This window comes from Pseudoalteromonas sp. SG45-3 (assembly GCF_014164075.1).
Classification (GTDB): Bacteria; Pseudomonadota; Gammaproteobacteria; order Enterobacterales; family Alteromonadaceae; genus Pseudoalteromonas; species Pseudoalteromonas distincta.
Map to the genome: position 1 here is coordinate 1 of NZ_JACJEN010000034.1, position 19,584 is coordinate 19,584.

At 40.3% G+C, this 19,584-nt stretch carries 17 protein-coding genes; 7 read left to right on the forward strand and 10 right to left on the reverse strand.

Annotated elements, in window-relative coordinates:
- Nucleotides 1-166: 166 nt before the first annotated feature.
- The 7 genes from H5126_RS20650 to lrp all read right to left on the reverse strand — a co-directional run bounded on the left by H5126_RS20650 (nucleotide 167) and on the right by lrp (nucleotide 7,647).
- Complete coding sequence (locus H5126_RS20650) at nucleotides 167-490, reverse strand: low molecular weight protein tyrosine phosphatase family protein (protein ID WP_182721410.1); 324 nt, start codon at nucleotides 488-490, stop codon at nucleotides 167-169.
- A gap of 359 nt (nucleotides 491-849) precedes the next feature.
- Complete coding sequence (gene serS, locus H5126_RS20655) at nucleotides 850-2,154, reverse strand: serine--tRNA ligase (protein WP_002962971.1); 1,305 nt, start codon at nucleotides 2,152-2,154, stop codon at nucleotides 850-852.
- Between the two features lie 9 nt (nucleotides 2,155-2,163).
- Complete coding sequence (gene crcB / locus H5126_RS20660; RefSeq protein ID WP_021032117.1) at nucleotides 2,164-2,544, reverse strand: fluoride efflux transporter CrcB; 381 nt, start codon at nucleotides 2,542-2,544, stop codon at nucleotides 2,164-2,166.
- Entirely contained in the window at nucleotides 2,537-3,880 is a 1,344-nt protein-coding gene (locus H5126_RS20665; protein WP_182721411.1) for a replication-associated recombination protein A, read from the reverse strand. The genes crcB and H5126_RS20665 overlap by 8 nt, the downstream gene beginning before the upstream one ends.
- Nucleotides 3,873-4,499 carry an outer membrane lipoprotein chaperone LolA gene (gene lolA, locus H5126_RS20670; protein WP_138489158.1) on the reverse strand — a complete coding sequence of 209 codons (627 nt, stop codon included), beginning with the start codon at nucleotides 4,497-4,499 and terminating at the stop codon, nucleotides 3,873-3,875. The genes H5126_RS20665 and lolA overlap by 8 nt, the downstream gene beginning before the upstream one ends.
- Entirely contained in the window at nucleotides 4,496-6,994 is a 2,499-nt protein-coding gene (locus H5126_RS20675) for a DNA translocase FtsK (RefSeq protein WP_182721412.1), read from the reverse strand. Before H5126_RS20675 ends, lolA begins: the two co-directional genes overlap by 4 nt.
- Nucleotides 6,995-7,167: 173 nt before the next feature.
- The gene (gene lrp / locus H5126_RS20680) at nucleotides 7,168-7,647 is read right to left on the reverse strand and encodes a leucine-responsive transcriptional regulator Lrp (RefSeq protein WP_007582985.1); all 480 of its coding nucleotides are present in this window, start codon (nucleotides 7,645-7,647) and stop codon (nucleotides 7,168-7,170) included.
- 142 nt (nucleotides 7,648-7,789) lie between these two features.
- On the opposite strand from lrp, the gene ald reads away from it, so the two are divergent.
- Nucleotides 7,790-8,911: an alanine dehydrogenase gene (ald, locus tag H5126_RS20685; protein ID WP_002962982.1), complete on the forward strand. Its 1,122-nt coding sequence runs from the start codon at nucleotides 7,790-7,792 to the stop codon at nucleotides 8,909-8,911.
- A gap of 119 nt (nucleotides 8,912-9,030) precedes the next feature.
- On the opposite strand, the gene pssA is transcribed toward ald, so the two are convergent.
- Nucleotides 9,031-10,356, reverse strand: coding sequence for a CDP-diacylglycerol--serine O-phosphatidyltransferase (gene pssA / locus H5126_RS20690; protein ID WP_182721413.1), 1,326 nt, complete (start codon nucleotides 10,354-10,356; stop codon nucleotides 9,031-9,033).
- A gap of 287 nt (nucleotides 10,357-10,643) precedes the next feature.
- Here pssA and trxB point away from each other — a divergent pair, with 287 nt between their 5' ends.
- From trxB to infA, 4 genes are all read left to right on the forward strand, one after another.
- Nucleotides 10,644-11,594 (forward strand): thioredoxin-disulfide reductase, encoded by a 951-nt coding sequence (trxB, locus tag H5126_RS20695; RefSeq protein WP_002962484.1) that lies wholly within the window; start codon nucleotides 10,644-10,646, stop codon nucleotides 11,592-11,594.
- Nucleotides 11,595-11,691: 97 nt separating this feature from the next.
- Complete coding sequence (gene aat / locus H5126_RS20700; protein ID WP_024595507.1) at nucleotides 11,692-12,408, forward strand: leucyl/phenylalanyl-tRNA--protein transferase; 717 nt, start codon at nucleotides 11,692-11,694, stop codon at nucleotides 12,406-12,408.
- The gene (locus H5126_RS20705) at nucleotides 12,401-13,105 is read left to right on the forward strand and encodes an arginyltransferase (RefSeq protein ID WP_024606094.1); all 705 of its coding nucleotides are present in this window, start codon (nucleotides 12,401-12,403) and stop codon (nucleotides 13,103-13,105) included. Before aat ends, H5126_RS20705 begins: the two co-directional genes overlap by 8 nt.
- A gap of 90 nt (nucleotides 13,106-13,195) precedes the next feature.
- Nucleotides 13,196-13,414 (forward strand): translation initiation factor IF-1, encoded by a 219-nt coding sequence (infA, locus tag H5126_RS20710; protein WP_002962494.1) that lies wholly within the window; start codon nucleotides 13,196-13,198, stop codon nucleotides 13,412-13,414.
- Nucleotides 13,415-13,628: 214 nt separating this feature from the next.
- Here the strand turns inward: infA and clpA are convergent, their stop codons facing one another.
- Nucleotides 13,629-15,890, reverse strand: coding sequence for an ATP-dependent Clp protease ATP-binding subunit ClpA (gene clpA, locus H5126_RS20715; RefSeq protein ID WP_024595509.1), 2,262 nt, complete (start codon nucleotides 15,888-15,890; stop codon nucleotides 13,629-13,631).
- Between the two features lie 93 nt (nucleotides 15,891-15,983).
- On the reverse strand, nucleotides 15,984-16,292 hold the full coding sequence (clpS, locus tag H5126_RS20720; protein WP_002962498.1) for an ATP-dependent Clp protease adapter ClpS: 309 nt from the start codon (nucleotides 16,290-16,292) through the stop codon (nucleotides 15,984-15,986).
- Nucleotides 16,293-16,500: 208 nt separating this feature from the next.
- Here clpS and cspD point away from each other — a divergent pair, with 208 nt between their 5' ends.
- Together cspD and H5126_RS20730 are read left to right on the forward strand one after the other, a co-directional pair.
- The gene (gene cspD / locus H5126_RS20725; protein WP_002962500.1) at nucleotides 16,501-16,719 is read left to right on the forward strand and encodes a cold shock domain-containing protein CspD; all 219 of its coding nucleotides are present in this window, start codon (nucleotides 16,501-16,503) and stop codon (nucleotides 16,717-16,719) included.
- Nucleotides 16,720-17,230: 511 nt separating this feature from the next.
- Nucleotides 17,231-19,453 carry an NADP-dependent isocitrate dehydrogenase gene (locus tag H5126_RS20730; RefSeq protein WP_182721511.1) on the forward strand — a complete coding sequence of 741 codons (2,223 nt, stop codon included), beginning with the start codon at nucleotides 17,231-17,233 and terminating at the stop codon, nucleotides 19,451-19,453.
- The last annotated feature ends 131 nt before the right edge of the window (nucleotides 19,454-19,584 follow it).

Here is a 19,584-nt window from a genome sequence, read left to right on the forward strand (position 1 = left end):
GAAGTAATTATGGCTTAAAAAGTGAAGCAAGGATCAGTGTGCTTAACTTGACAGTGGGAGTCATACCAACGCCTCATTCAGAGGCAATAAAATAGTTGGTTAAAATAAGCGAGGCACGAGCAAAAACCAACTGTTTTTTGTCCTGCTGAAATGACTTGTTATATGCCTATATACGAATATGCTTTAACGCTCTGTTTTTTAGTATTTTTACTAGCTCAGGTTGCATTCTATCGTAGTTATCGGGAATATCTAAGCACACCAGTTTTTTACCTTTAAGTAAATCTTTAAACTTTTTTGAGGTTTTATTGCGATGTGACTTTTCCATTACGAAGATAATATCCGCCCATTCAACTAGATCACCGCTAAGAGGTGTTTCAGCGTCTGAGTTAGTGCCACAACCAATAGAGTTAATCCCATCATATTGAGAGAATACCTCTTCACCCGTTGGGCTTCTTAATCTATTTTCAGAGCAAACAAATAGTAGATTCACACGATTCCTTTCTTGGCATATAACAACTTTGTATCCGACATTTGTCGCTTTATAAACCGACAAATGTCCAAATATTACAAAGATTCTAATTTAACCAGCTAATAAGGACTTGTAAACAACTAGTTAGCCGATATTTAAGTTTCCTTGATGTAGAAATAGCCCAAAATGGTAGAGATCAGTAATATCGGACAAAAAAGTAATGAGCCATAAAATAGGTGTAAGCGATATTATTAATAAGATAACTTAAATTTTTCTCTAAGCTTTTGCCTTTAACCTAAAAAAAGCCGCTGTTCATTGCAAACAGCGGCTTTCGTCTTAAGATTTACAAGCTTAAAGCTTGCTTAACTTAAACTTGATTTTTATTGTTTACCAATCACTTCAAGTCCACCCATGTATGGGCGTAATACTTCTGGTACTACTACTGTGCCATCGGCTTGTTGGTAGTTTTCTAGTATGGCTACTAGTGTACGGCCAACGGCTAAGCCTGAACCATTTAGTGTATGTAGTAACTCTGGCTTTTTAACACCTTCACGACGAAAACGTGCTTGCATTCTACGCGCCTGAAAGTCAGCCATGTTTGAACATGATGAAATTTCGCGGTATGTATCTTGCGCAGGTAACCATACTTCTAAATCGTATGTTTTAGCTGAGCCAAAGCCCATGTCGCCCATACATAAAATTACTTTACGGTACGGAAGTTCTAATGCTTGTAGTATTTGCTCTGCGTGACCTGTTAACTCTTCAAGCGTTGCCATTGAGTCTTCTGGTTTTACAAGTTGTACAAGTTCAACTTTATCAAACTGGTGTTGACGAATTAAGCCACGCGTATCGCGACCATAACTGCCTGCTTCACTTCTGAAACACGGAGTGTGGGCAACTAAGCGAATTGGTAAATCGCTTTCGTCGTAAATTTCGTCACGGGCGCTGTTTGTAAGTGGTACTTCAGCTGTAGGAATTAAGCTAAAGCCGGCTTGTTGTTCGCCGTCATCGTTTACAAGGCCTAATGTGTGGAATAAATCGCCTGCAAATTTAGGTAATTGGCTGGTGCCATAAAGGCTTGCGCTATTTACTAGGTACGGTACATACATTTCTGTGTAGCCGTTTTTATCAGCGTGTGTATCTAGCATAAATTGCGTTAGTGCACGGTGCATACGCGCTACTTGGCCGCGCATTACAGTAAAGCGTGCGCCACTAATTTTAACGCCCATTTCAAAGTCTAAACCGTTTAGGTCTTGGCCTACATCAACGTGATCTTTAACTTCAAAATCGAATTTTTTAGGCGTGCCCCACGTTAAAATTTCAACGTTGTCGTCCTCGTCTTTACCCGCCGGTACTGACTCGTCTGGCAAGTTTGGAATTGCTAAAGCAATGTCGTTAATTGCGGCTAATACTTCATCTTGCTCTGTTTTAGCGGCATCTAGCTCACTGCCTAAGTTAGCTACTGCATCAAGTAGTGGCTGTGCGTCTTCGCCTTTAGCTTTGGCTTGACCAATTGCTTTTGCGCTTGCATTACGTTGACTTTGAAGTTCTTGCGTTTTTACTTGTAATGTTTTGCGTTTTTCTTCAAGTGCCGTTACCGTCGCTACATCGAGTTCGTAACCGCGCGCCGCTAAACGTGCTGCAGTTTGTTCGATGTCTTGACGTAAAAATTTAGAATCTAACATGTTAGTTTTTTAACCTTTTTGCATTACTAGCTGAAGGCCCAGCCAAGCCATAAAAATACACACCATCACGTTTAAGATGATATTGAGGGCCATTTTAATAAAGTGACCTTGTTGTAATAACAACAACGAGTCCATTGAGAATGTTGAAAAGGTGGTTAATGCACCTAAAAAGCCAATACCGATAAGGGTTTTGGCGGGGCTTGCGGTGATAATTTCTTTATCTATCAAACCGTACAAAATGCCCATTAACAATGAACCCAGAATATTAACCGTCAACGTGCCAAAAGGGAATCCCCTACCGAGGAGTTTTAGCATGCTTTCGCTAATAAAAAACCGTAAACACGCACCTGAGGCTCCGCCAAGGGCGATCATCATATAAAGTTTAATCATTTTCGTACCGTTTAAGTGGGCTTTGCGCATCGCGCTCTTTTAGGTAATCGAGTTTTTGTCTAATTTTTTGCTCAAGTCCGCGCTCGCTCGGTAAGTAATATTCTTTGCCGTCCATTTCTGGTGGTAAGTATTTTTCACCTGCGGCAAATGCGCCTTCTTCATTGTGCACATAACGATACTCAGCGCCATACCCTAAGTCTTTCATTAAGTTAGTTGGGGCATTACGTAAATGCTCTGGTACTGAGTAACTTGGCTCGTTTTTGGCATCTGCTTTTGCTTGATTAAACGCCATATAAACTGCATTACTTTTAGGTGCGCTGGCTAAATACAGTGTGGCTTGTGCTATTGCACGCTCGCCCTCGCTTGGGCCAACACGTTGAAATATATCCCACGCGTTTAAAGCCACTTCCATCGCACGCGGATCGGCGTTACCAATGTCTTCTGTAGCTATGGCAAGTAAACGCCTTGCTACATACAAAGGGTCGCCACCACCGGCTAAAATTCGGCAATACCAATACAGTGCACCGTCGGGGGAGCTACCTCGTACTGATTTATGAAAGGCCGATATTAAATCGTAAAACTCATCTCCGCCTTTATCGTATTTAGCTAAATGCGTTGGTAACACTTGGCTAAGTACGTGCTCATCTACGTTGTATTGACCGTTTTGCTCGGACGTTAAGTCAACTGCTTGTTCAAGTAAATTAAGTACTTTACGCGCATCGCCGCCACTTGCTTGGCAAAGTGCCTTTTTAGCGTTGTCGGCAATAGTGATGTGTTTTTGGCTTAGCTGCTCGTCTTGTTTAAGTGCGCGCTCTATTACGGTGTATAAGTCGGTATCGGCAAGCGATTTTAAAACATACACGCGTGCACGCGACAATATAGCGTTGTTAAGGGCAAACGATGGGTTTTCTGTGGTTGCACCTACAAATATAAAGGTGCCGTCTTCTATGTGCGGTAAAAAGGCATCTTGTTGGGATTTATTAAAGCGATGAACTTCGTCAACAAACATAAGGGTGCGTTGGCCACGGCTTTCTAGGTTGTCCCGCGCTTGCGTTACGCTGTCGCGTATATCTTTTACGCCTGCAGTTACCGCCGACATTTGAATAAGTGAGGCATCAGCATGGTTGGCAATTATTTGCGCAAGTGTTGTTTTACCAACACCAGGCGGACCCCATAAAATTAAACTATGGCATCGCCCCGCGACAATGGCTTGATGCAGTGGTTTATCAGCACTTAATAAGTGCTGCTGACCAATGTATTCATCAAGCGTTGTAGGGCGCATACGCGCAGCAAGTGGGCGTACATCGGGCCCAAAATTAAAACCTAAATTACTCACCGTTACTCTGATCGTCTATTTCAACACCTTCAGGAGGCGTAAATTCAAAAGTGCTTTGATCAAGCGGCGTATTAACTTGGGCATTGTTAAACGTAAATGACGATAGCTGCCCTGAGTTGTCGGTAACCACTAGTTTAGCAAGCCCTTGCTCGTTACCCGCAAATGCTATATCAAGTTGTTCTACTTGGCTTTCTACGCCTTTATTTGGCGTTACGCTAAAGCCTGTACTTGTTGCAAGTACGCTGTATTTTTCCCACTGTGCTGGGTCTTTTGATGTCAGTAGCACAAATGGTGTTGAGTCGATTAGGCTGCTGGTTTTCATAATTGTTACTTGCTCAGCAAAGCTGTCGAAGTAATATGTTTTATCACCGTTTGATACAAATAACGTATCGTCTGGATTAGTTTGCTGCCAGCGAATCATCATAGGCTGTTGAAGCGCTATTGTGCCCTCGCCTTGCATAACTGCTTGGCCTTCTTTGTCTGTTACTTGTTGTGCAAACTGCGCTTTAAAGCTTTTTAAAGTGGCAAGTCTGTCTTGTAATGCTTGGCTGTCGTCAGCAAAGCTTGGTGCGGCAAGTACGCTGCCTAACACTAATAATAAGGCGTTAACTTTTTTCATGAATTTGCTCCATTAGGTACTAATACATCGCGAGCACCGTTATGACCTGGTGAACTCACGATACCCGATGTTTCCATTTGTTCTACTAAACGTGCTGCGCGGTTATAGCCAACACGTAATTTACGTTGCACTGACGATACCGATACTTTGCCGGTTTCAATTACAAACGACACAGCTTCGTCGTATAACGGATCAGATTCTTCATCTGCATTTTCGCTAGCTTCACCCGGTAATAAAATATCTTCAGTGGCATCGCCATTGAGTATTTCGTCAATGTAATTTGGTTTAGCACGTGCTTTCCAATCGTTTACTACGGCGTGTACTTCGTGGTCGTCTACAAACGCGCCATGCACACGCTCTGGTACGCTAGTGCCTGGCGGTAAATAAAGCATGTCGCCCATGCCTAGTAAGTTTTCTGCGCCTTGTTGGTCAAGTATTGTCCGTGAATCTATTTTGCTCGATACCTGAAACGCCATACGTGTTGGAATATTAGCTTTAATTAAGCCAGTAATTACATCAACTGACGGGCGCTGCGTAGCAAGCACTAAGTGAATCCCTGCCGCACGTGCTTTTTGAGCAATACGTGCAATAAGTTCTTCTACTTTTTTACCTACAATCATCATCATGTCGGCAAATTCGTCTATTACTACAACAATACTTGGTAATTTACCTAGCTCGTCGGGGCCTTCTTTCATGCCATCGGTGTCTTTAAATAATGGATCAAGAATTGGGTAACCCGCTTCATTGGCTTCAAGCACTTTTTGGTTGTAACCTTTTAAGTTACGCACACCCAATGCTGACATTAATTTATAACGACGTTCCATTTCGCCTACACACCAACGCAATGCGTTAGCAGCTTCTTTCATATCGGTAACTACTTCACACAATAAATGCGGAATGCCTTCGTATACTGAAAGCTCAAGCATTTTAGGGTCAATCATGATCATACGTACATCGTCAGGACCCGATTTGTAAAGCAAGCTTACTATCATGACATTAACGCCCACTGATTTACCTGAACCAGTTGTACCGGCTACCAATAAATGTGGCATTTTACCTAAGTCAGCACATACCGGCTGACCAGCAATGTCTTTACCAAGCACCATGGTAAGAGGCGACGGATTTTGCTCAAATTTAGGGGCGTTTATTACTTCTGATAAACGAACTATTTCACGGTGTTTATTTGGAAGCTCAATACCAACATAGGTTTTACCTGGGATAACTTCTACAACACGTACACTAATTGCCGAAAGCGAACGGGCTAAATCTTTAGCTAAGCCTGTAATTTTAGACACTTTAATACCTGGCGCTAAATCTAGCTCAAAACGCGTAACAACGGGGCCTGGGTATACCGCTACTACGGTTGCTTGTACGTTAAAGTCGAGAAGTTTTGTCTCTACTAGGCGTGATACGCTATCAAGCTCTTCTTGCGAAATTGGGTTTTTAGCTTTATCCGGTCTGTCGAGTAAATCGAGCGATGGTAATGGCCCTGGTGGTGGCTCTTGCGTTAATAATTGCTCAAATTTTTCTTTAGCCGTTGGCGGCGGTTGATACGCTGGTTTTGGCTTAGGCATTGGCCTAGCTGGCGATACAACCGTAGTCACTGGTTTTTCAGGCTCCACAACTGGGCTTTGGTCCAGCGCATTTAATGCAGCAGCCGTGTCCATTGGTTCGTCGTCTATGGCGCTAAAGCCAATTTCTTGATCGAGTATGTCGTCAAGTTCATCAAACGGCATAAAGTCATCACTGATTTGTGGTTCACTAAACGGTGTTTGAGGCTTATCTATCGCTTTTTGTTTATCTGCTTTTTTAGCTGATGTAGGCAGCTCTATCTGCTCTTTTATATCGTCTTCAAAATGGGCGTCTGCTTCATCGTTATTATTTACTTTACCTGCAGTATGTTCTCGTTGCATCCAGCCTTTTGCATACGATACAACATAGCGATAAAGCCTAACCATTAAATCGCCAAGGTAATCTACAAAATCAACCCACGATACTCCCGTCAATAAGGTAAGCCCTGCAAAAAAGAAACACAGCAATAATATAGATGTACCGGTAAAGTTAAACGCAGGCATCATGGCTGATGCAATAACATCGCCCACTACCCCACCCGATGAAAAGTTATAAATATCGTCGAAATTAATACTACTAATAGCGGTAGCTGAGGTAATAAATAAGGCAAAACCAATAACACGCAGCGCTAAGGTAGTGTAATCAAGCTGTAAAATGCGGTGAGGTTGTTTAAATAGTAAGTAGCCAAATAGCTGAATGGCCGCTGGCACTAAGTAAGCCAACCAACCAAAGGTGAGTAATAAAATGTCGGCTATCCATGCACCGGCTGCTCCTGTGATGTTGCTTACTTCGCTAAAACTAGTTTGCGACCATGCAGCATCTGCTGGATCAAAGCTGATCAAGGCACATAAAATAAATATTGCCGTAAAGGTACTGATAATCAGCCCTGTTTCTAATAGTCTTTGCACACCGTTTAGGCGCATAGTTCCCTATTCCTCTTTATTATTCTATTTTTATTCACACTTACTTAGCAGTGAAATACCTTAGCAGGAAATGCAATTTGTTGCACTTTATCTTAACCTTGATGGCCTGATTATGAACAAGTTTTTATAATTTGAGCTTATATAAGCAAATGACGCAGTTAATATAAATAACCTCAAGTAATATAAGGACGAATAATTACGCCTTCTTCACCTTTTACTTCTTCCATTACTACATAAGTTCGGCTTTCACTTACATTTGGCAGTTTCAATAGTATGTCGCCTAATACGCCACGGTATTCTGACATATCATTTACGCGCGTTTTAAGTAAAAAATCAAAATTACCCGATACTAAATGACATTCAATAATTTCTTCGTGCTTTTTAACCGCAGCACTAAACTCATCAAATACGTCGGGAGATGTTTTAGTAATCGTTACTTCTACGTACACAGATAAACCTTGCCCAAGCTTAGCGGGATCGACCACCGCTTTATAGCCAAGTATATAACCTTCTCGTTCTAGCTTTTTTACTCGCTCCAAGCAGGGCGTGGCGCTTAGGCCAACTCGTCTGGCCAGTTCTACGTTCGACAAGCGTCCATCGTGTTGTAATTCCATTAAAATTTTACGGTCAATTCTATCTAATAATTGATGCATAGTACCAACTAGTTTTTTATGCTGTTTATTTTTATTATCTAGATGATAACACTAGATTTGAGTTTAAAAAAGGTGAGACATACGGGCTTATGATGAATATAATAGTGGAAAATGTTAATCCGTTCTTAATAAGGCAAATGATATGATTATTGGTGTTCCTAAAGAAATTAAAAACCATGAATACCGTGTAGGTATGGTTCCTGCAAGTGTTCGTGAATTAGTAAACCACGGTCACCAAGTGATTGTAGAAACTGATGCAGGCATGGGCATTGGTTTTACTAACGAAGATTACACACAAGCGGGTGCTGAAATTTTAGCAACTGCTGCTGATGTTTTCGCTAAAGCAGACATGATTGTAAAAGTAAAAGAGCCGCAAGCTGTTGAACGTGCAATGCTACGTGAAGACCAAATTCTTTTCACTTACTTACACCTTGCACCTGATCTTCCACAAACTGAAGACCTTGTAAAAAGCAAAGCTATTTGTATTGCATACGAAACTGTAACTGACTCACGCGGTGGTTTACCGCTTCTTGCTCCTATGAGCGAAGTTGCTGGTCGTATGTCTATTCAAGCTGGTGCACAAGCGCTAGAAAAATCTAACCACGGTCGTGGCATGCTACTAGGTGGCGTACCAGGCGTTGAAGCTGCTAAAGTTGTTGTAATTGGCGGCGGCATGGTTGGTCGTAGCGCAGCGCAAATGGCTGTTGGTCTTGGTGCTGAAGTTGTCGTTCTTGATCGTAACATCGACGTATTACGTGCACTAGACGCGCAATTTGGTAATAAAGTTAAAGCTATTTACTCAACTGCTGATGCACTAGAAAAACACGTACTAGAAGCTGATTTAGTAATCGGTGGTGTACTGATCCCTGGTGCAGCTGCACCTAAACTAGTAACTGCTGAGCACATTAAAGCAATGAAACCTGGTTCTGCAATTGTTGACGTTGCAATCGACCAAGGTGGCTGTATTGCTACTTCTAAAGCAACGACGCATGCTGATCCAACTTTCATCGTTGATGAAGTTGTTCACTACTGTGTTGCTAACATGCCAGGTGCTGTTCCACGCACATCTACGTTTGCACTTAACAATGCAACATTGCCATTCATCATTAACCTTGCAAACAAAGGTTATAAAAAGGCACTACTAGATGACGCTCACTTCTTAAAAGGCTTAAACGTAATTAAAGGCCAAGTAACTTACAAAGAAGTAGCTGAAGCGTTCAACATGGAATATGTTGACCCACGCACAGCAGTAGAAAACGCATAATTTAGCGTTTAGTAGTTAAGTTGGTATTAAGTAATGTAGCAACCTAACTACAACCCATAAAAAAAGCAGCTAATTAGCTGCTTTTTATATATTTAAATTTCAGATTTATATAAACTTATTTAGATAAAACGCTTAATTATAAAATCTACTTTTACGCGCTTAGCTTGCCCTAGTAGTTTTTTAACTGGCTGCGGGTAATCATCCTTTGTTTCTAAATCATCTGGGCCTGTTAAACGGCGGCAGTGTTGTAAAATTTCCTGCTTTTCGTTATCAATAGCATCCATAATTGTTTGCTCTGGATCTTCTATTAAAATACCGTTTTCGATATCAAGACCCCATGCACGCGGATTTAAGTTATGCCCGCTCAGTAAATGTTTTGTTCTATCTGAACAAATACCTTTTAAATGAAACGAATTACTTTCATCTTTCCACAGATACACATTTAAATTACCGTTATCGATGTGGCGTTTTTGCGTTTTTACAAACTTATGCAAAATAGTTTCGTATAAATAAGGTAATGCCCCTATTTTACTAAAAGGCTCGCTTGGCGGTAAATAAAAGTCATTTGCTGTTTTATCCCCTACCACAATAGTCACTTGCTTGCCTTGCTTTAATAATCGGCGCAGTGATCGCATAAGTGGCGCCGGAAAATTAAAGTATGGCGTATACAACACAAGCTCTTGCTCTGTGGTATCAAATAACGCTTTTATTAAACGATTTAACTCGTTATTACGACGACCAAGCCCTAAAAACAAACGAATACCTAATGCTTGCGTATTTAGTTGCTCTGCTGCGTTGTAACTTGCGACTTTTAAGTCACGCATTAATTGCTTTTGATCAAGTTTGAAGTCGTGTAAACGCTTAAGCGGTCGTGTGTCTATGCGTGGCACAGCATCGGAGCTAATTAGCTTTGTCTCAATAAAATCAACCACTGAATCACACAGCTCGCTCTGCGTTATTAAAAAGTAACGATCGAGTCTGTAACGCTCGTTATACTGCAAATACACATTGTTTAAGCTTGCGCCACTGTAAAGTAAGGTATCGTCAATGACAAAACCCTTTAAATGTAATACGCCAAATAATTCTTTAGCTTTTACAGGTACGCCATAAACTTGTACGTTCGATTTAAACTTTTCTAAATCGTCACAGTATAAACTTGCGTTACCATCAGACTTCTCTGCACCAATTAAACCACGTTGCGCACGATGAAAATCCACCAGCACTTTTACATCAAGCGCAGGGTTCTCTAATGATACTCGATGCAGGGCTTCTAAAATCTCGCGGCCTGCTTCGTCATCCTGTAAATAAAGCGCTGTGATATAAATTCGTTTTTTTGCATTAGCTATCAAACGTAGCAATTGCGTTCGGTAATCTTGCGCATTGGTTAAGACGTTAACGTCTTTTGAAGTCAACCCGAATGCGGGTTTTTCCTGCCAAAATAACATAGTTGCCTATTCGCTTAGGTCACATAATCTATCAGTGACAAATAAAATTAGGTAAAACATAACAAAAAAAATCAAAGGGGTCATGAATTAACGCTGTTTTGTTGCCTGTTAGTCTATTTATTGAGCTACTTAGGTGTTTTAACTGTAAAAGTACTGAGCTCTAGTACACAATACTGCACAGCTTTTCGATTTGCGAAAAAAAATAATCGCGGATTTTGTTTACATCCGCCTTGATTTTCTTAGAATCGAGCGCATTAAAGACCGTATTAAACGTTTAGGAAAAAATAATGACTGAAGCAAAACATTGTAAGCTACTAATTTTAGGCTCTGGCCCAGCTGGTTATACTGCCGCAGTATATGCAGCACGTGCAAATTTAAACCCTGTTTTAATTACAGGCATTCAACAAGGTGGCCAATTAACAACCACGACTGAAGTTGAAAACTGGCCTGGTGATGCACACGGCTTAACGGGCCCTGCATTAATGGATCGTATGAAAGAGCACGCTGAGCGCTTTGAAACTGAAATCATATTCGATCACATCAATAAAGTAGATGTATCTAAGCGCCCTTTCACACTAACTGGCGACCAAGGTACTTACACATGTGATGCGTTAATCATTGCAACAGGTGCTTCTGCTAAATACTTAGGCTTAGAGTCTGAAACTAATTTCCAAGGCCGTGGCGTTTCAGCCTGTGCTACATGTGATGGCTTTTTCTATAAAGGTCAGAAAGTAGCGGTTGTTGGTGGTGGTAATACAGCGGTTGAAGAAGCGCTATACTTATCTAACATTGCTGACGAAGTACATGTTATTCACCGCCGTGATAGTTTCCGTAGTGAAAAAATACTTGCAGACCGCCTTGCTGAAAAAGCAGCTAACGGGAACGTTGTTTTACATTACAACCGTACGCTTGACGAAGTATTAGGCGACCAAATGGGCGTAACTGGCATTCGTATTAAAGATGCACACTCTGATGCAACACAAGAGCTAGATTTAGCAGGCGTATTTATCGCTATTGGTCATAAGCCAAATACAGATATGTTTGTTGGTCAACTAGAAATGAAAGATGGCTACTTAGTTGTAGAGTCTGGATTGAATGGTAACGCAACTCAAACAAGTGTAGAGGGCGTTTTTGCTGCAGGTGATGTGTCTGACCACATTTACCGTCAAGCAATCACATCAGCGGGTACAGGCTGTATGGCTGCCCTTGATGCAGAACGTTTCTTAGATAATTTATAAGCAATTAAATAAATTATAATAGGGCTGATTATTCAGCCCTTTTTTTATGTCTAAAATATAGTTACACTTTTACGATCAATTATAAAATAAGTACTGTATGAGAAATCAGCTATACCAATTAAGTGAAACCGATATAGCATTCCCCAATCCGGAATACGCATTAGAATCCCCTGATGGCTTGTTAGCAATTGGCGGAGATTTAAGTTTACCTCGCCTAAGTAATGCCTACAAAAGCGGAATATTCCCTTGGTTTAGCGAAGATGAGCCTATTATGTGGTGGTCGCCGAGCGAACGCGGGATTTTTGAACTGGATGATTTTCATATAAGTAAGAGCCTGCGTAAACATTTAAAAAAGCACCCTGTAAAAGTAACCATTAATAATGCCTTTGAGGAGGTAATAGAAGCTTGTCGCGATCAACGCCTTGATACCGATGGCACTTGGATCACCTCTGACATGCTCAACGCTTATGTTAATGCACACAATGCTGGCATTGCCCATAGCTTAGAAGTGTGGAGCAACGGAGAGCTTGCAGGTGGCTTATACGGTATTATGCAAAATGGTGTTTTTTGTGGTGAATCAATGTTTCATCATCAAACCAATTGCTCAAAGCTTGCTATGTGGGCACTGGTAAATTGGCTTAAACGTCATAATGCGCATTTTATTGATTGCCAGTTAGAAAACCCTTATTTAATGACCTTAGGTGCACAAGTAATCCCCCGCTCAACATTTTTGACTAAACTAAAAGCTGCACATAACTATATTATTAATCCTATTATGTGGGAGCCACAAGAACTTGACGCAATCTATGAATGAGCAACTTCCTGCACGTGTTGGTTTAACCCAAGAATTTGACTGTAGTTATTTACCCAACAGACAAGAGCAACTTTTAGTTATTCTAGATCCTAGTTGCTACAGTACAGACAAATTTGAGTCATTATTAGGCTTAGGATTTCGTCGCAGTGGTAACCAAATATACCGTCCACACTGCCCAATATGCAGTGCATGTAATTCTGTACGTGTATTAGCACAAGACTTTATCCCATCAAAATCGCAAAAACGTAAACTAAACAAAGCAAAAAACCAGTTTGAAGTAAAATACTCGACGCAAGAACGCCCTGAGTATTATCCGCTCTATAGTAAATACATAACGATGCGCCATCAGGATGGAAGTATGTATCCTCCTGAAAAAGAACAGTTTCAAAGCTTTTTACTTTGCAGTTGGCTCAAAATCACATTTATTGAACTATGGCACCAAGATACTTTAGCCGCAGTTGCCGTAACTGATTGTATGAACAGCTCTATTTCTGCAATTTATACTTTTTTTGACCCCGACTTTGAACACTATAGTTTAGGCTCTGTGATGATATTAGAGCAGCTTAAATTTGCAAAAGAGCAAAATAAGCAATACGTGTACTTAGGCTATCAAATTGATGAATGCGATAAAATGAAGTACAAAACTCAGTTTTTACCAGCTCAAAAACAGCTCAATGATGAGTGGGTGGCTATTTAATTTGCAAATATAGCCCCTGCGCCTTTACTTATTGGTGTATTTTGGGCAAAATCTGCAGCGTTTAACTATTAAAGAGGTGTTACGCTAAACATGGCGAAAGAAGACGTAATCGAAATGCAAGGGACAGTCCTTGATACTTTACCAAATACAATGTTCCGAGTTGAGCTAGAAAATGGTCACGTAGTTGTGGCTCACATTTCAGGCAAAATGCGCAAAAACTATATCCGTATTTTAACCGGCGATAAAGTAACGGTAGAAATGACTCCTTACGATTTATCAAAGGGTCGTATCGTATTCCGTGCTCGCTAAGTAAGTGCGTAAACGAGATTTAGTTTTTGGCTAGTGTTTTACTAGCTTTAAGCGTTTATTAAATGTAATTGATAGACATTGACTAGCAATTACATTTAATAAACAAAAAACCCAGTTTTTACTGGGTTTTTTGTTGCCTATAAAAATGGCAAAAAAATGGCCCGCTATTATTTAGCGGGCCATTTTTATTTAACTTAGTTGTGTAATTAACGTTTTACGCTGGCGTTAAATTGCTCTCGTAATCAAAGCGGATCTTCTTGTCTTTAACCGATACTTTAACTGTACCGCCATCAACAAGTTCACCAAACAGTATTTCATTAGCTAATTGCTTTTTAAGCTCTTCTTGAATAACACGTGCCATTGGTCGTGCACCCATAGCCTTGTCATAACCTTTATCTGCGAGCCATTCACGCGCTTTAGGCGTAAGCTCAAGATTAACCGATTTTTTATCAAGCTGAGCTTGCAGTTCCACAATAAACTTATCAACCACCAGTAAAATAACTTCACGTTCAAGGTGGTTAAACCAAATAATGTTATCTAAACGGTTTCTAAATTCTGGCGAGAAAACTTTATTAATTTCGCCCATTGCATCGTGCGTGTGATCTTGCTCTGTAAAACCAATCGACTTACGCGTAGTTTCTTGTACGCCCGCATTGGTAGTCATTACAACCACTACATTTCTAAAATCAGCTTTACGACCGTTATTATCGGTTAACGTACCGTGATCCATAACTTGTAGTAAAATATTGTAAATATCTGGATGCGCTTTTTCAATCTCATCTAAAAGTACAACCGCATGAGGGTTTTTAATAACCGCCTCGGTTAATAACCCGCCTTGCTCAAAACCAACATATCCTGGTGGAGCACCAATTAGTCGGCTGATTGCGTGGCGCTCTACATACTCAGACATATCAAAACGAATAAACTCAACACCCATACATTTAGCAAGTTGCTTAGTTACTTCTGTTTTACCAACACCTGTTGGGCCTGCAAACAAGAACGAACCCACTGGTTTTTCTTCGCTTGATAAACCTGAGCGAGATAAACGAATAGCCGATGTAAGCGCATCAATAGATTGATCTTGTCCAAACACCAGCATTTTAAGGTTACGGTCTAGATTTTTAAGCGTCTCTTTATCTGTTGAAGACACATTTTGTGGTGGAATACGTGCCATCTTCGATATTATTAGCTCTATATCAGCCACACCAATGGTTTTTTTACGTTTAGAACTAGGCTGTAAACGTTGGTTAGCGCCCGCTTCATCAATTACATCAATTGCTTTATCTGGCAAGTGGCGCTCATTAATGTATTTAGCACTAAGTTCAGCAGCTGCTTTTAATGCTTTTTGAGTGTAGCGAATACCATGGTGCTCTTCGTAACGCTCTTTTAATCCATTTAAAATTTTAGTGGTATCAGCAACACTTGGTTCAAGTACATCAATTTTTTGAAAACGGCGTACTAATGCACGGTCTTTCTCAAAAATATTTTTATACTCATTGTAAGTGGTTGAACCCATACAACGTAACTTACCACTTGAAAGAAGTGGTTTAAGTAAGTTTGAAGCGTCCATAACGCCACCAGACGCTGCGCCAGCACCTATTATGGTATGTATTTCATCAATAAATAAAATAGACCCAGGTTGTGCCTGAAGCTCTTTTAATAAGCTTTTAAAGCGCTTTTCAAAATCGCCACGGTATTTAGTACCTGCAAGCAATGCCCCCATATCTAGTGAGTACACAACTGCATCTGCAATTACTTCTGGTACTTGCTCGTTCACAATACGGTACGCTAAACCTTCAGCAATGGCGGTTTTACCAACGCCCGCTTCACCAACAAGTAATGGGTTATTCTTTTTACGACGACACAATACTTGTACCGTGCGCTCTACTTCGCTGTCGCGCCCAATCAGTGGGTCAATATTACCTTCACGAGCCTGAGCGTTTAAGTTAGTTGTAAAGCTGTCTAGCTTACTTGCTTCTTCGTTTTGAACTTCTTGCACTTCTTCATGTATATCATCGCTGTCGTCGCCTAGTTCATCATCAGCTTTTGAAATGCCGTGCGAAATAAAGTTAACAATATCTAAGCGCGATACATCATGCTTTTTAAGTAAATAAACAGCTTGGCTCTCTTGCTCTGAAAAAATAGCAACCAGTACATTGACACCCGTCACTTCGTTTTTTCCTGACGATTGCACATGAAACACAGCACGTTGTAATACACGCTGAAAACCAAGCGTTGGCTGAGTTTCACGCTCTTCTTCTAAATCTGGGATGACAGGTGTTGTTTCGTCAATAAATTCTAATAATTCGGTTTTTAAGCCTGAAAGATTAACACCACACGCGTTTAAGGCTTCTCCTGCAGAAGGATTATCTAATAGCGCAAGTAAAAGGTGCTCTACGGTCATAAACTCATGACGGCGAGTGCGCGCTTCACGAAACGCGGCATTTAAAGTGAGTTCTAAGTCTTTGTTTAGCATTGGCAACCCCTTACTGAGATAATAATTTATACCACAACAATCGGATGTTTGATCACCCTAATTGGTATTTATACCAATTGTATTAAATTGGTATTATTCCTGCTCACAACTACAAAGCAGTGGATGCTCGTTATCCCGTGAGTAACGGTTAACTTGTTCAACTTTGGTGTGGGCAACATCGGCGCTGTAAACACCGCAAATACCCTTACCTTTTTCATGAACCTGAAGCATCACATCGGTTGCTCTATCGCTATCCATATTAAAAAACGTCGTTAAAACTTCAATTACGAAGTCCATCGGCGTGTAGTCGTCGTTATTTAAAACAACTTTATATTTTCGCGGCGGCTGTAGCTTTTGCTTTTCACTGTCGCGAACTGTGTCGATAACACCTGAATCTTTCATACCACTCATAATTAAATATAGTCTTGTCTTTGTAACTCAAGCAAACTTGAATAAAAAATAAATAAAATGTTAAAAAATAACTCAAAACACTTGACTGGTTGGCTAAATAAACTACAGTCAAACATAGATTGATTAAACCTTAGTCAGTCTAGCAAATTATACGGTTTAGAATAACTAAATTAGTCAACTTATTGAAGGATGTAGAAGTATGGCTTGTGGTAAAGTTAAATGGTTCAACAACGCCAAAGGTTTTGGTTTCATCGTAGAAGACGGCTGCGAGAATGATATCTTCGCTCATTACTCAACAATTGTAATGGACGGCTATAAAACGCTTAAAGCTGGTCAAGATGTAACATTCGAATTAGAACAAGGGCCTAAAGGCCTACACGCTAAAAATATTGCCCCAGATGGTGACATTATTGAGTGACGATTGTTTTGTTCGACTAAAGCGAGCGACCTTTTAAGATCCTCGCTTAATTCCTTAAGCATACTAACTTATCTCTTCTTCTCTTATTTATTGCCTCTTTTCATTCAAATTCAACCCTTTTCCTTGAATTTATTTTATATACCCCAATGTTCTAAGAGTTGATTGTTTAACTGCTTATTGGGCATGCTCAAACTCTAGCCCTTTTTATTTAAGCTTGTTACACTCTTGGTGCTAAAAATTGCGCATAACACCTTATCGCCTCTTTTATATGTACTAGGCTAAAGGCTGATTTATTTTTGTTAATTTTTTAGCTATAAATACGATTCCAGTTCGTCAGGTGTGACTATTCTGCTTTTATAAAAGAGCAACGCTGAGTACCAACACCTAACAAACTACTCATTACGAGCGTACGTGTTTATTAACTTGTTTAATAATATGTACTCACTCATAAGTAATGATTTTCTTTGCATTGTTGAATAAGACCTTATCGGTCGACTATCTAGGAATGATGATGACATCAAAAATTATCTATACAAAAACGGACGAAGCTCCGGCACTAGCAACTTATTCGTTGCTACCGATCATCCAAGCATATACAAATGCGGCCGGTGTTGAAGTTGAAACTCGCGACATTTCATTAGCAGGTCGTGTAATTGCTAGCTTCCCTGATTATTTAACAGAAGAACAACGCATTGGTGATGCACTTGCTGAACTTGGCGAGCTTGCTAAAACACCAGAAGCAAACATCATCAAATTACCAAACATCAGTGCATCTGTACCACAGCTTCGCGCTGTAATTAAAGAGCTTCAAGCAAAAGGTTACGCTCTTCCAGAATACCCTGTTGAACCTAAAAATGATGAAGAAAAAGCAATTCAAGCGGCTTACGACAAAATTAAAGGCAGTGCAGTAAACCCTGTACTACGTGAAGGTAACTCAGATCGTCGCGCGCCAGGCTCTGTAAAAGAATATGCACGTAACAACCCACATTCAATGGGTGCGTGGAGCAAAGATTCTCAGTCTTACGTTGCAAGTATGAGCGAAGGCGATTTCTTCGGTTCAGAAAAATCAGTAACTGTTGATGCAGCCACTGATGTGCGTATTGAACATGTTGCAACTAACGGTGACGTTACTGTTCTTAAACAAAGCACACCTCTTTTAGCTGGCGAAGTTATTGATGCATCAAGCATTAGCGCTTCTAAGCTTCAAGCTTTCTTAGCTGCAGAAATTGACGCTGCTAAAGAAAAAGGTGTTTTGTTCTCGCTTCACATGAAAGCGACAATGATGAAAGTATCTGATCCAATCATCTTCGGTCACGCTGTTAAAGTATTCTACAAAGATGTATTTGCTAAACACGGTGAGCTTTTTGAAGAGCTAGGTGTTGATGTAAATAATGGTTTAGGCGACGTATATTCTAAAATTCAAACATTAGACGATGCTAAGCGCGAAGAAATTGAAGCAGATATTCAAGCTGTTTACGCTAACCGCCCTGCTATTGCTATGGTTGATTCTGACCGTGGTATTACAAACTTACACGTACCAAGTGACGTGATCATCGATGCATCTATGCCTGCAGCAATCCGTTCAAGCGGTCAAATGTGGAATAACGATGGTAAATTACAAGACACTAGCTTTGTAATTCCTGATCGTTGTTACTCAAGTGTTTACCAAGCAACTATCGATTTTTGTAAAGAAAATGGCGCGTTTGATCCAACAACAATGGGTAGCGTTCCAAACGTTGGCCTTATGGCTCAAAAAGCTGAAGAATACGGTTCACACGACAAAACATTTGAAGCAAAAGCGGACGGTTCTATCCGTGTTGTTGATGCAAATGGTAATACATTACTTGAGCACAGTGTTGAACAAGGCGATATCTGGCGTATGTGTCAGGTTAAAGACGCACCAATTCAAGATTGGGTTAAGCTTGCAGTAAATCGTGCTCGCGCAACAGGCGTTCCAGCTATTTTCTGGTTAGACGAAAACCGTGCACATGATGCGCAGCTAATCAAAAAAGTAAATAAATACCTACCTGATCACGATACAGCTGGTCTAGATATTCAAATTTTAGCACCGCTTGAAGCAACATTGTTCTCACTAGCGCGTATTAAAGAAGGTAAAGACACGATTTCTGTAACAGGTAACGTACTACGTGATTACCTAACAGATTTATTCCCAATTTTAGAGTTGGGTACGAGTGCTAAAATGCTTTCAATTGTTCCGCTTATGAACGGTGGTGGATTATTTGAAACTGGCGCGGGTGGTTCTGCACCTAAGCATGTTCAACAATTCGAAAAAGAAAACCACTTACGTTGGGATTCTTTAGGTGAATTTTTAGCACTTGCTGCATCACTTGAGCATTTAAGTGTAACTGCTGGTAACAACAAGGCACAAGTACTTGCTGATACCCTAGATAAAGCAACAGGTACGTTCCTTGCTGAAAACAAATCGCCTTCACGTAAAGTGAAAGAAATTGATAACCGTGGTTCTCATTTCTTCCTATCTTTATTCTGGGCACAAGAACTTGCTAAGCAAAATGATGACAGTGAACTTAAAGCACAGTTTACTCAAATCTCTAGTGACCTTGAGTCTAATAAAGAGCAAATCGTAAGTGAACTTAACGATGCGCAAGGCCCTGCAGTTGATTTAGGCGGTTACTTCCAGCCTAACGATGATGCAGCCTTTAAAGCAATGCGTCCAAGCACTACATTTAACGATATTCTTGCTAAATTAGTATAAATATCGGTTTAAATTTAAAAGCCGCTTACTTGTAAAAGTAAGCGGCTTTTTTATTTCTAAACTTTACAAAAAAAGGCCGCTATTTATAAAATAGCGGCCTTTGAATAATCAAATTTATTTATTTAATTATT

Bases quoted from the DNA above. Each gene is read 5' to 3' on its own strand.
- aat (WP_024595507.1), top strand. From the start codon at position 11,692: ATGAGAAATCAGCTATACCAATTAAGTGAAACCGATATAGCATTCCCC.
- H5126_RS20675 (WP_182721412.1), bottom strand. From the start codon at position 6,994: ATGCGCCTAAACGGTGTGCAAAGACTATTAGAAACAGGGCTGATTATC.
- cspD (WP_002962500.1), top strand. From the start codon at position 16,501: ATGGCTTGTGGTAAAGTTAAATGGTTCAACAACGCCAAAGGTTTTGGT.
- H5126_RS20730 (WP_182721511.1), top strand. From the start codon at position 17,231: ATGACATCAAAAATTATCTATACAAAAACGGACGAAGCTCCGGCACTA.
- H5126_RS20705 (WP_024606094.1), top strand. From the start codon at position 12,401: ATGAATGAGCAACTTCCTGCACGTGTTGGTTTAACCCAAGAATTTGAC.
- serS (WP_002962971.1), bottom strand. From the start codon at position 2,154: ATGTTAGATTCTAAATTTTTACGTCAAGACATCGAACAAACTGCAGCA.
- lolA (WP_138489158.1), bottom strand. From the start codon at position 4,499: ATGAAAAAAGTTAACGCCTTATTATTAGTGTTAGGCAGCGTACTTGCC.
- trxB (WP_002962484.1), top strand. From the start codon at position 10,644: ATGACTGAAGCAAAACATTGTAAGCTACTAATTTTAGGCTCTGGCCCA.
- pssA (WP_182721413.1), bottom strand. From the start codon at position 10,356: ATGTTATTTTGGCAGGAAAAACCCGCATTCGGGTTGACTTCAAAAGAC.
- crcB (WP_021032117.1), bottom strand. From the start codon at position 2,544: ATGATTAAACTTTATATGATGATCGCCCTTGGCGGAGCCTCAGGTGCG.
- clpA (WP_024595509.1), bottom strand. From the start codon at position 15,890: ATGCTAAACAAAGACTTAGAACTCACTTTAAATGCCGCGTTTCGTGAA.
- infA (WP_002962494.1), top strand. From the start codon at position 13,196: ATGGCGAAAGAAGACGTAATCGAAATGCAAGGGACAGTCCTTGATACT.
- ald (WP_002962982.1), top strand. From the start codon at position 7,790: ATGATTATTGGTGTTCCTAAAGAAATTAAAAACCATGAATACCGTGTA.
- lrp (WP_007582985.1), bottom strand. From the start codon at position 7,647: ATGCATCAATTATTAGATAGAATTGACCGTAAAATTTTAATGGAATTA.
- clpS (WP_002962498.1), bottom strand. From the start codon at position 16,292: ATGAAAGATTCAGGTGTTATCGACACAGTTCGCGACAGTGAAAAGCAA.